The 12,320-nt window shown below is 44.9% G+C and carries 6 protein-coding genes; 1 reads left to right on the forward strand and 5 read right to left on the reverse strand.

Going from position 1 to position 12,320, the window contains the following annotated elements; translation table 11 throughout:
• Positions 1 to 75 precede the first annotated feature (75 nt).
• A complete protein-coding gene (locus ASG93_RS20145; protein ID WP_056834578.1) occupies positions 76 to 2,397 on the reverse strand; it encodes a helix-turn-helix domain-containing protein in 2,322 nt (773 codons plus the stop codon).
• A gap of 276 nt (positions 2,398 to 2,673) precedes the next feature.
• Positions 2,674 to 3,489, reverse strand: a complete 816-nt coding sequence (locus ASG93_RS20150) for an RQC-minor-1 family DNA-binding protein (protein ID WP_063891917.1) — start codon at positions 3,487 to 3,489, stop codon at positions 2,674 to 2,676.
• Between the two features lie 253 nt (positions 3,490 to 3,742).
• Here ASG93_RS20150 and ASG93_RS20155 point away from each other — a divergent pair, with 253 nt between their 5' ends.
• The gene (locus tag ASG93_RS20155; RefSeq protein ID WP_082614991.1) at positions 3,743 to 4,834 is read left to right on the forward strand and encodes an SEC-C metal-binding domain-containing protein; all 1,092 of its coding nucleotides are present in this window, start codon (positions 3,743 to 3,745) and stop codon (positions 4,832 to 4,834) included.
• A gap of 651 nt (positions 4,835 to 5,485) precedes the next feature.
• On the opposite strand, the gene ASG93_RS34340 is transcribed toward ASG93_RS20155, so the two are convergent.
• From ASG93_RS34340 to ASG93_RS20170, 3 genes are read right to left on the reverse strand one after another with little or no spacing between them, the layout of a single operon-like run.
• On the reverse strand, positions 5,486 to 9,916 hold the full coding sequence (locus ASG93_RS34340; protein WP_056834580.1) for a hypothetical protein: 4,431 nt from the start codon (positions 9,914 to 9,916) through the stop codon (positions 5,486 to 5,488).
• Positions 9,900 to 10,661: a DUF6063 family protein gene (locus tag ASG93_RS20165; RefSeq protein WP_056834581.1), complete on the reverse strand. Its 762-nt coding sequence runs from the start codon at positions 10,659 to 10,661 to the stop codon at positions 9,900 to 9,902. The genes ASG93_RS34340 and ASG93_RS20165 overlap by 17 nt, the downstream gene beginning before the upstream one ends.
• Complete coding sequence (locus ASG93_RS20170; RefSeq protein ID WP_056834583.1) at positions 10,645 to 12,171, reverse strand: hypothetical protein; 1,527 nt, start codon at positions 12,169 to 12,171, stop codon at positions 10,645 to 10,647. Before ASG93_RS20170 ends, ASG93_RS20165 begins: the two co-directional genes overlap by 17 nt.
• Positions 12,172 to 12,320 lie beyond the last annotated feature (149 nt).

Genomic DNA, 12,320 nt, shown 5'->3' on the forward strand with positions numbered 1-12,320 from the left:
TGATCACTCCAACTACATCACAAAATCACCTCAGGTATAAGTACATTTCTAAGATACTTTTGAATAATATCAACATCAATTTAAAGTTTTTCGATAAATGCTAGGCGAGACGCCCGATACACGCTTGAAAGCTCTCCGAAATGCGTGTGCACTGTTATAGCCAACATGCTGAGAAATTTCATCAATCGTATGCTCGCTGTTAAACAGAAGATCAGTCGCATTTTTAATGCGGATCTTCTCTAGGTAGTCCGATAGATTCTCTCCGGTCTGCTCCTTAAATAACTGCGAAATGTATTTCTCGGGGAGTTCAACGGCTACCGATATCCGATAAAGATTTAAATCAGAATCAGGATAATGACTCTCCAGAAAAGTAACAATTTTGGAAATAATTTCTCCAGTACTATTCTCTTTCTTCTTCAACACCCGATTGCAAAACGCTTCAAGAAGCCCCAAAATTTCATTGCGCAAACGCTCCAAACTTGTCGATAACTGCAATTGCTCCACGCGGGGTTTTAGCCCCTCCGATACCGCTTGATCCGTAAACGGACTATGCTGCAACAGCTTAAAGAACGTCCCCTTCAATTCGCCGAATAATTGCTGAACCATCTCCGCAGATAACTGTCGTTCCGAGAAGTTCTGCTCCAGCAGTTGTTCAAAAATGCGATACACCTCATGAAGCTCGCCGATTTTGACTGCATTCATGATTCTAAGTTCCATATCAATCGGATAGTAATACGTCGTTGATTCCTTGATGATGTCTTGATACCAGATTGTTTTTGCCTCTTCAATGAGAACCGAGTAATCAAGTGCTTCTCTCGCTTCTTCGAAGGATCGACTGCTGTCGGAGAGCGCCTGGAAGCTGCTGCCGATCGCAACGGTCATTTGAATCCGATACTCCGCCTTTACATACTCCCGCAGCAGATCGAACACGGCAGCAAGTTCATCTGCCTTAGAAGAGTCAGCCTCTTCGTCTAAAGTGATCAGAATCGCAATTTTATCTGAATCGATATCGGTCACGTTCAGTTGAAACATACCTTCAACCTCATGAAGGAACTTTTTCATCAGTAATCGGGCTGTATTCAGCTCATGAATGATTTCTTTGCTGATCAAACCGCTGTAGCCATTAATTCGGATGATTGCTACATAACCGGCATCTCCTTTCAAATTCATGTTTGGCAGTGAATGCATTAACGTCCGCACTTCCTGGAGGGAGTCAAACTCCCCCTTCAGGAGCCGCTTCACAAAAGCATCCTCCAATAAAGGCTGCTGGCACCTTAGCTCCTCTTCCAGAGACTTTTGACTTGCTAGCAAATTGGATATGTTCCCTTGCAGAAAATCATATTCATTCTTCGCTTTATAACTGCCTTGTCCTGTTTGTTCCCGAAAGGCTGTGACAATCCGGTTAATCGGCGCACTATTCCTGTAAGCAAATAACAAGGCTGCCACAATCCCGAGCAACAACGTCGAAGCTGTAATTATCCATGTCACCTTAGCGATAAACTCGGATTGCTTCATGACGGTGCTTTTCGGCAAACCGACGACATACACCCACCCGTTATAAGTTGATTTGGAGGAAATAAGCAGCGTTTTGTCTTCGACAAAGGTATTGGTCGAGCCGTTACTTATTAAATTCGGTATGTTCAGTGCCTGTATTTGCGAATCCTCGATCCCCATTCTGGCAATCGTATGACCATCCTTATCACATATATAGGCCCAGCCCCCATATTGCTTCGGGATACGTTCCAGCATTTTGGCAATTTCACTTTCGTCTATCAAAATAACAACCGTTCCAAGTGAATGCTGAAAGCTATCAAAGGGAATCGATTGCAAATACGTGATCACGTTTGTTTTTTTTCCGTTATTGATGAACGGTTGCGATGGTAACGTCTCTCTGCGATGGATTTTCCCCACTATATCCTGCTTCCATTGGCTGTGGTCAATATCCTGGTAATGATATAAGTCGTAGTAATCGTCGGGTCGGACAAAAACACCAGATGGCGTAAAAATAACTTGATAATTGTCCAAATAAATGTAGAAATCCTCCAGAAAATTATTCGTCAAGCTATAAGCCGTTGTATTTCGCCATGATTTCCAAAGTGCGTAAACATTAAAATGATCGGCTTCCACCTGTTCATTCAGCAAGTAATTTAGGTCTTGGTCCAGCGACAGCTGCCTTGTGATGTTTTCAACCTCTTCCATTCTTCGGTCTAAGATGTCCTTGCTTTGGTTCAGCATCATCGCGCTCGCCTCTAACGAATTGGTCTTAATGATATCAGAGGAAACGAAATAAGAGATGAAACCCGTAAGCATGGGTATAAACAGGATGAGCACATAGGAGATAAGGAAGCTTCTGAAAATGGGGGAATGCTTGAACCTCAGATTGAACTTCAGCTTCATCACAGATTAATCACCTCGTTCGCTTGTATGTCCGATAACAAGAAAGCGTTTCCAATTTGGTTATTATCATAGAACGAAAACGAGACATTGTCTGTCGAAATACGGCAATGAATCTCAGTTTTTACTAAACTGCCTTCCACTTCCCTTTTTCATATCCGCTCTTCAATTCGGTTGGCGTTGACGAACCTAGCCAAAAGGAGATCTCTCGTACCTTAGAAAACTTATACTTGTAAATAAACCTGAGGCTTTGCCTCAGGCCCATTGTGTCGATCAGTCTTAATCAAAATCATTCCATGTGAAGCCTTCTATTTGCCTACGACGCTCTTCCCTGCAAGAAGAACAACGCTTTGGCGGCTTCCAGCCACGCATGCGGAATACATCCTGTTCCTCTACCTTCCATTCAAAACGTTTTCCGCATTCCCAGCATTTAAGCCGTTCCGCTTCGCGCGGTTGATGAAACAGGTCGGAAGTAATTCCCACTTGAGGTGCTGCACCTTCTAAAACTAAGCGACTCTTCCCCTTATTCTGAAGATGAGCAATAACCTCCATTATCGCTTTCTTCACCTTTTGATAATCGACAAGCTGCCACTGCTTGAGCAGTGGAATGAAGCGTTCATCTGAAGTGCCCGCGACTTTCTGTAAAAAAAGTAGAATCATGCCTCGGTTGCGATCTTTCAGATAGGACATATCTATATCGCCAATTCCAGCTTCAATCCACTGGCTCCACTGATGCAGCAGCAGATCAGTCAACTGATCACACTGGATCAGCCATCCTTTTTCTGTGAAAATAAGCAGGGGCATATCTCGGTTGTACTGCAATTCAAGAAAATCATTCTTGATCATCCAATCGACTCGTTCTGTAATTTGCTCTATCGTCAAGTAACTATAGCAGCCATAAGCTACATTCGTGTTCAATTCCAGCTCCAACAGCCTTTTATCGCGTGAGCCCTTTAAAATTTTGGCCAACATACTCCTTCCTCCACTACCGATCAAACTATCTGCCGCGTGAAGGATATAACGGATTTCCTCTTCTCTTAAACTAGCTGCCAGCTCCGGTTTCGACTGCTTACTCTTATGATTCAATGTAGCCATGAACAACCGTTCCTCCTCGCTCTTTTTTCGGATTAACCAGCTTCAATCAACAGTTTCTTTTTCAAACCCATTCTAGTATTGTATTATTAATTATAGACAATATTTTAATATAGCAAAACTAGAATAGAAAGGTTGTTTTCCGTGCTCACACCTAATCAGATAAAACCGTTTATTTTACACCCAGAGAGTCGTTAGCCACGCTGCGATCAATTATTTTTCCAAAAGCAATTTATATTTGAATGATGCTACACTTATGCCGCTCGTCCTTCAAAGGTTGAAGCAAGTTCAGAAGGGTGAGACCTTCTACCTGCACAAAGCCCGTTTATTCACTCAATCCAAAGAAACGATCTCCGAGATTATGGAGCTTCTTCAAGCAGCGGATATGGATGCTAACACCAAATTTCATTTAACTAATATTCTCATTCATAGCGATCTGTCTCTGCTTGAACCTTATCTGGATGTTCTGGCTCAGTCTGAGGACTTGAATAAAAGGATACAAACCAGAAAGAACATTGCTAATTTGGAAAATGATGCTCTCTTCGATGCATTCGAACATTTCATTAAAGAAGCTTATGGCAAATACTTTAACGAGATTGAAACATTTTATGGCGACCAACTAATACATGAACTCGCAAACCGCAAGAGTGTATCGCCTGACTACATTATGCATGTACTCGATTCCTACGACCCGGACGATTTTAGTTACGAAACTATCTTTTACACAAAATTGGCAGGTGAAATGCAGTTGGAAACGGCAACTCCACTGTTATGCAGCTTTCTGGGAGATGAAGATGATGTTCTGCCGGAAACGGCTGTGAGGGCCCTTGTTCGGATTGGCACCGAATCTGTCATTACGACATTAGCTGAAAAATACGCTGCAGCATCCGATGAATACTATCGCCTCTTTGCATCGGATGTGTTTGGAAAAATTAAGCTGCCCGCTTCTGAGAAAGCACTGCTTGAGCTGCTGCCAAATGAAAATGATATCACTAATGCCACTAAGCTGGCCGATGAACTGTGCGAGTTAGGCTCCACTATAGGTATCCCCTTGGTGCATGAACTCGTGGAGAATGGCTATGACAGCGGACACCTGAATCTCACGGAAAAGCTTTATGCCCATTGTGTAATGTCTGACTCTCTGCTGCCTCAGAGGAATCTCTGGAAGCGTGAGCTTGAAGAAGAGGAGAAACGACGCGCCAAACCAAATGAGATAGATCGGCTCCTTAAGGGGAAAGGTTCAGTACCAATGTTAACCCCTTTCAAGAAGATGGATAAAATAGGACGCACCGACCCTTGTCCTTGCGGCAGCGGTAAGAAATACAAGAAGTGCTGCAGCAATGCATAGAAACATAAACGAATAAGCGCGAAAACCGCGCTTTCAGCGAGAGTTCGGTGGGCTGAAGCTCGCCAACAGTATCTGAGAGGTCGGAAATCGACTTCTCAGATGACCCTCCCATTCTATCGGTATTTCGAAAGTAACAAGATAAAACTTGACTGCAGCTAGGTTCTCTAAGCAACCGTACCTTACTTATACCTGCAAATCAGGTTCGATTAGGAAAATAAGCAACCTCGGCTTCCTTATTTCCCCAATTGAATCACGTGGAAGGCTCCATTTTTCGCAGAATTTGGGGATATAGAAACATTCTCAGTCTGAGAGTCGATTTCATTGGAGTAAATCCAATAGAAGTCTGTCTCCGGACGTTGAATCGGCCATTTGGTTGGATAAATTCCAATAGAATTGCGATTTTCATAGCCCAATAGACCCTTTTATTGGATTTAATCCAATGGTTTTGCGGTTCTCGTCCTGAAGATCTAATCGGATGTTAAATAAGGGGCAAGCTTCGCTTACCCCAACCCAAAACATGCTAAAAAGTCTGCCTAATCTCCAGTGTTTAACAACGGGAGATAAGGCAAACTTTCTTAAGGTTTTTTTATATTAGCTTTGTCCTATAATGATGGTTTCCATTAGCTTTTCTGAGTTATTTACTTTTCCCATCTAGATGAATAACTCCATCTGCTTGACATCCTCTAATCTTTCCAGTGAAATAGGCGCGTAATCACGGAAATAAGCCTGATTAATTTCCTTCTCCTTGGTCATGACTAGCTTGCTTCCATTAGCCGCTTGTCTAAGCCTGCAGCTAAAGACGACAGGGAAATAATCTTTAAGAAATTTCCCTTCCGCATGCGCTGTGAGCGCGATGATCTGGAACCCGAGCTGCTCAGCAATAAAAAAGACAGGACTCAAGACATGATCGCTCGACGCTTTTCCGAAAGGATTATCCAAGATTACGGTACGATGTCTTTTCATATTCGCTTGAATATGCTGACGTTTTTCTGCGACGTAATTGAGTAGGCCCAAGAACAAGGTCATATTCTTGCTCCATTTTTCCCCGCCGGACCAATTATTAGATTGCTCCCAAGAGAAGGAAGCCTTCGTTACGTTGTTCTCATTGGTTACTTTGCGGCAGGATACTTTCATCGGCCTTTCTTGCAAAACAATGTGCAGAAGCTGCTTGGTATCCAACCATTTTTCAATCTCCTTGCGAACCGTCGATTTCACTTCCTGCCCGCTATCATCGCGGTAGTGGCCTTTTTCAAGTTCGGCCAAAATCCATTCCAGATGCTTGCGCAGATGGTCCTTGGCCTCCAGCTCATCCCATTCGGGAATTTGGAACGAATAAATGTGCTTCCACTGGTCCTGGGCCTTGACTCTGGTTTTATTTGGGATATCTCGAAGTTCAGAAGCGATCAGCTTAATATGGCTGTGCACATGAATGATATACTGCTCAAGCTGCTGATTATGCGTACGCATCGTTTCTTCAGCGACATGGTTGACACGTTCAATCCGGCTGTGCATTTTCTGCTGAAATTGCGTTAGCTCCTGGTAGTTGTCTTTTTTCTCGACGCCTTGCTCGGCCATATCTCTCATTTTGACATCTTTGATCTGTTTCCGGCAAAAATCAATAAAGTGAAGTCTGGCCTTTTTCACAGATGCCTCTTCTGCTTCCAGTTCTTTCATAACAGCAGAGAGCGAAGCCACAGATGTCCTGACCATTTTCATTCTGTCATACGGAAACTCCGCTTTCTGTTCCTGTGTGATGAAGGCTGCCTGAATGAGCGGATTTTCAAACCCATGCATGATTTTGTACTGATTTAAATATTGGATAACCTCTTCAATTTTGCCCAATTGAGCTTGGATTTGCGCATGCTGCTGCTGTAAGCCCGATTTCTGCTGTTGCAGACGTATATCCTCACTTTGGACTTGCTCATCCACCACGCTCAGCGACTCCGTAAAGGATTGAGGCAGCCCGCCCGAATGCGCAGCACTATACTGCTCTATCAGAAGTTTAATTCTCGTCGCCAGCGCATCAAATTGTTTCTCGACTCGCACGAATTCTTCTTTATCACGTGTCAACCGAGATTCGCGTTCTTTAAGCTCCGATAACAGCTGCGACATCTGTTCTTCGCCGGTCACCGAGAAGGCAAGATCCTCATTCAAGTTCAAGTCCGCTTGTTCCAGCCGGAGCTTGCTCATCTCCTTCTCCAGCGTTGTTCTGCTGGACTTGGCATGGCTCCATTCTGCTTCAAGCTGCTGGCGCCCTTGGGATATGTGATTTAGCTTGAGATGCAAATCTTTTCTTTCTGTTTTCAACCAATCTAAGCTATGATTCGCTTCAATCGGCTGCATATCCAGCATTTCGATATACAAATCTTGACTTTGAAGACTCGCTTTCTCCGTTCTCAAATAATTCATTCTGCTTTTCACGTCTTCGATCTGCAGCTTCACTTGTTCCATGGAGCGCTGTCTGCTCTCCCACTTGCTTTGCCGATCTTCTGACTGCTGGGCAAGCTGGTCGATGACCCCATTCAAAGTGTCGATTTCTTTCCCCAACTCGACATATTTCCGCCCTTTTTCAATCCACTGCTGGAGCTGAACCATCTCACCTTTTTGCTCGTCCATGACGGAATTGTGCTGCCCAATCGTCTGCTCAACCTGGCGAATGGATTTCCGAATGGCATCCCCTTGGCTCTCTAACTCACGCACTCGTTCGCGATTTGTTCCAACTTGTCTTTCCATTTCTTGCACGACTTCAAGCGGGTACGAAGTAATGAATCGACTGAAAGAAGCTTGTAGATCGGAAGTGCGCTGCAAATCGCGTTCCTTTGCTTTTCGTGTCGCCCGAACTTCTTCCCCTTTTTGCGATATCGTTTGTTTCCAGCTCACGAATTCCGCTTCATCCGCATTATCACGCCAATGCTGAGGTTCAACCCAAGCGCTATCATCTACAGCTGCCGGTGTATCACTATTGGCAAGACGCGCTGCTTCCTGTGACGAGATCACTTGAATCGGGAACTGCATGTCCTCCGCATACTGCCGCAGCTTGCTCGTTACTAACCCAACCTCACCTTCAGTCGTAATTAATGTTACAGACCAAAGAGGATGAGTCATCGCCCGTTCGGTTAGCTCTAAGCCCTGCAAATATTGAAAGCCTGTCTCCAACAATGCGAACTGATTTCTCCACTTTTCCACCAAGCCTGCCACATAGACATCAGCAAAAAATGTATGCTGGTAGCTGTAATCATCGATATAACGGAAAGCAAGACGCTCCTTCAATAAGTAAGCTTCCTTCTCCAGCTGCTGCTTTTCCGTATCTTCTCTAAGCCGCTCTTCAATTGAACTCTGCTTCTCATAAACAGAGGAGAGTCTCCCCCATGAAATCTTGTACGCAGCAATTTCGGCAAGCATGGATTGATGCTCTTTTTTAAACGCTTCGAGATTTTGCTCTGAACTGGCACGTTCCACGTAGGCGGTCTTGAGGCTTTCACTTACGCTTTCCAGCTCTCGCTCACTTTCTTCTTTACCGAACGCCAAATCCTTGTTCTTCTGCACAAGCAGCACATTGCTGTCATCCAACTTCTGATAACGCTGAATCCAGTCCGCCATGCTGCCTTCCATGCTTTCGACGGCCGGGTTGGCCAAAACATTGGCTCTCAGCGCCTCTTTATCTTTCTCGCGGGCCAGCACGATAGATCTATGTTCAATGAGCTGCTTATTTAGTACTTCTAGTTCGCTTGACAGCTCTCTAAGCATCGTTTCCTCTAAGTCGGTCCTATTCTGATAAGCGGCTAATTCCTGACTCAGTTTCTCATCTTCAACCTGCCACTCTTGCTCCATCTGGCTGTAAATACTGCGTATTTGCCCGCCATTATTGAGCCATGCTTCCCTGAGCTCAGCCTCTTCCTCGGTATTGCCGAATCGATCCAGTTCGCGCTGCAAATAGTTCATGCGCTCCTCGGCTGAGGTCAACTGCTGCCTGTATTCGGCCAATCGCAAAGAGTAGTAGTGCTGCTTAGCACTTCGTACCAGCGTTTCTTTGAGCTCAACGTCTTCCTCAACCAATCTGAGCTTTGTTTCCAAGACGGATTGCTCCTGCTCTTGCTTGGCAATATGAAGCGACTCCTTCTTCCGAGCCACTACCTGCAATTGCTGGTCGCATTCTGACATTTGATGATGCCATTGTGAAAGCTTGGCACTTTCCTCATTCTTCTGCTCATTCACGAGCAGCCAAAAGGCCTTCGTTTCAGCTTGGGCGGCTGCATAAGCCATCTGTTTGGTATCCATTTTGGCAAAATGGCGCACATAGCCATCCAGTTCCACGAGGATTTTTTTATTTTCTTCGATTTTTTCTTTTAATTCTTTATATTTTTTGAAGCTGTCCCTATGCATTTCAAAATTATTCGCGAACTCGCCTTGTTCGTATCCGGCCATCGCATCTTCAACCGTTGGGATCAGCAGCCGATCAAACAATTGGCTCGTCGTTTTACACTCATCAAAAAAGCTCTCTACACCGCCCTCTGAGCTATTGATCTTCGCAATACGATCCCATTCTGATGCGATAATGTGGTAATCGTTCTCCAATATTTTCTTGTACTCTTTCAACGTTGACGGCAGCTTCGCATTCATTTTTTTCGATGTCATCTGGTGGTAATAGTCATGGATTTCACCCTTATCGGCTGATCGAAGACTGCCTGCACTTTCCTTCACAAAAGGAATCCGATCAATGGCATCCGCATCTAGCTCCGGATAATCATAGACATATCGGTAAGAGTCTATCCCTGTAGCTGTCAGATACAAGCTGATACAAGTTACCACATAGCGGCGTGGTCGTTCACTCAAAATCCACTCGATCGCGATATGCGCAGGGCCGTTTTCCAGACTTAACGTATCCTTCATTTTACGTCCGGCAAGCTCCGCATGCGGGAGGATGGCTTGAATAGCAGACTGGATGAAAACCGTCTTGCCCCCTCCATTTTCGAGCAGGATCGCGCCATTATGCCCATCGAAATGAAACAATTCGTCGTTATAGCGCTTATTTCCATCCTCATAGACCACATTCGTAAAACGTATTTTAGAGATCGCTGGCATGTTCGCTTCCCTCCCCCTCAAACGTATCGCTTTGATATAAAAACTCCAAAATGCCGCGGTTATATTCCAGCTCCATAAAATAACGCTGTACAACCACTTTCGCCTTTTCGGTCAACGTAATTTCCTGGTTGCCAATATCGATCACCAATTCTTGTGCGATGAGGAACTTGCGGACGGAATCCATAAAGCTAACCCGGCTAATCGTATTCCCGCTTTGCCTCGCGGCTGTCTCCTTGATATCGTCCATGGCACTCCATTTTTCAATCAAGGCCGTCCAGTTATAGGAAAATTCCTGCTCCATCTCTCTTAATTCGGCTTCAGGATGCGTCTTCAATAACGCAATTCGCTCATTCACAAGCGCCGTCCACTCTTCAATCCCGATGAAACTTCTTGTGGGCTCCATCGTTTGATAGCTATCATAGAAGGCGCCAATTAATACAATAATGCTGACATACATCAAGTAAATATCCGCATTCACGGCATTCGCCCGCAGATAGGTGCGTTTAATTACTTCGTTATTCATATGAAAAGGCGATAGCCGTGTCTCCGGTATCATATACAGCTGTTCGCCGGCAATGATCGTTACGCAATCGACTTCTCGCGCGAATTGATCCACAAGCCCGCGTACCACGTCGTCCGCCATGTATTCTTGGAGCCATTCTTTGCCCACCGCATTATCGCGAGCGAGCAAGGTATAGATGCGAAAAGCCCTCATTACTGTTCCGTTTTCAAGTCCGATTGTCATCCTGTTCTCCCCACGAAATCAACATATTCTGTATGCTAAATCTGTCGTTTACCTTCATAATATCCTCTTGCTCAATGATAACCAGACAGCGGCTGCCAAGAAGCATATAGATGTCCTCCAGCAACGTCCCCGGCTCCTCATTCTGCTGCTTATCCCTATCATCCGCCCGAAGGGGGCTTCTTTGGTGCAAATAGATCCAAAAATCATAGAAAGCTCTCTCGCCCAGCAGCCTTGCATGCTCACTCTTTTCGAAAAGCTGAATAAACGCATGCAACTCAACTTGACCCTGCTCTTCCATCATTTGCAGCAGCAGCTCCATAAGAAGCATGTACAGCTTTTTCTGCATCGTCTGGTACCGGTATTCGTCGCTGTCTCCGCCAATTTCCAGAAACTTGTCATCCCGCTCCTGTCCGCTGCCGTCTTCGAGCATATTTTGCTCCGCCCACACGGTCAAAAGCGACCACATCTTCGTCTCTTGAACCGGCAGGAACGGTGCCAGCACACCTTTCATCGTCTCCAAAGGCAGTGGCGTACTAAAGATTAGGGATGCAATATCCTGATCAAAATTAAAGGAATCCAGTCCTGTATAATATAGGGATTCTTGCGCTGCGCCCAGAGCATGTGATTTCAACACCATACTTTGGTGAAAAAGAACCGAATGCTCGCCATGTACTTTCTCCAGCTCATTGGATATGCGCAAAATTAACTCATAAGGCCGCTGGTCCGCTTGTCTAACGGTTTGTGCCTGAACGCGATCCTTGGTCTCCTTCACAAATTGCCGCAGCTCTTCAAACTCTTCATTTTCCATCTGCAAGCGCAAATAAATATCTTCCAGCAGACCTTTATAACGTCCGAACGTTTCTTCCGATACGATGTTTCTTTTCAGCTCATGCTCCAGCTTGACCATCCGCTCTTGCAGAGCTTCCACATCAATTCGCATTTCATTAATTTGTCGCAAGGCTCCTTCGAACTCGCCCTTTTCCAATTGCTTGCGCAGCACCAGCTGATGAATCGATAATTGAAATTCGGTATAAAATTCCTTGGTCGCAAAAATAAGCTCCAACCCATCTTCGTCGAGCGTGTAGTACTGCGTATTCGTTTTTAAGTCGAAGGCATTAGCTCTCAGAATAGATATGTAAATATACTCCGTGTTACCGGATTCCCAATTCATAAACGTAAAATCCCGTTTCTTCCCTGTCGTCGGGCGAAAAACCTGCGTGATCTGCCTTGCCAGATCCTCAAATCCGGCTTCATCCAAATCGACGAAAATCCCCGTCACCTTCAAAAGAAACTCGGCTAAGTCCTTGACTCCCGCCTTGTTATTACGCATCAACTTCTGCTCAAAAAAGTAAAGGAGCGTCAACAGCCCAAGCTCCATGAAATCTATCGGTTTATTTTGCCGATCAGTTTGGCGCTTTCTCTGAAGCTCATAGAGAGGATCAAAAAGTGCCAACTTGGTCATGCGTTCCCGAAACCCGGAAACAACCTGACCAATTTCTACGTAATCCATGCTGTGTGCCTCCAAATCGTACAAAGCTCGTGTGTAGGTAATATTTCTTGGGGGAAGTAACCGCCGCCAAAAATTAACGTCGTGAACGGAACATACTTGGGAGCATATTCTTCTTCAAATAAGCATCTATTCGTTCAATAAAAGGCCAA

The sequence above is a fragment of the Paenibacillus sp. Soil787 genome, from assembly GCF_001429545.1.
GTDB lineage: Bacteria > Bacillota > Bacilli > Paenibacillales > NBRC-103111 > Paenibacillus_E.

Excerpts from the sequence above, each read along its gene's own strand:
- ASG93_RS20145 (WP_056834578.1), bottom strand. The coding sequence starts at position 2,397 with ATGAAGCTGAAGTTCAATCTGAGGTTCAAGCATTCCCCCATTTTCAGA.
- ASG93_RS20150 (WP_063891917.1), bottom strand. The coding sequence starts at position 3,489 with ATGGCTACATTGAATCATAAGAGTAAGCAGTCGAAACCGGAGCTGGCA.
- ASG93_RS20155 (WP_082614991.1), top strand. The coding sequence starts at position 3,743 with ATGCCGCTCGTCCTTCAAAGGTTGAAGCAAGTTCAGAAGGGTGAGACC.
- ASG93_RS34340 (WP_056834580.1), bottom strand. The coding sequence starts at position 9,916 with ATGCCAGCGATCTCTAAAATACGTTTTACGAATGTGGTCTATGAGGAT.
- ASG93_RS20165 (WP_056834581.1), bottom strand. The coding sequence starts at position 10,661 with ATGACAATCGGACTTGAAAACGGAACAGTAATGAGGGCTTTTCGCATC.
- ASG93_RS20170 (WP_056834583.1), bottom strand. The coding sequence starts at position 12,171 with ATGGATTACGTAGAAATTGGTCAGGTTGTTTCCGGGTTTCGGGAACGC.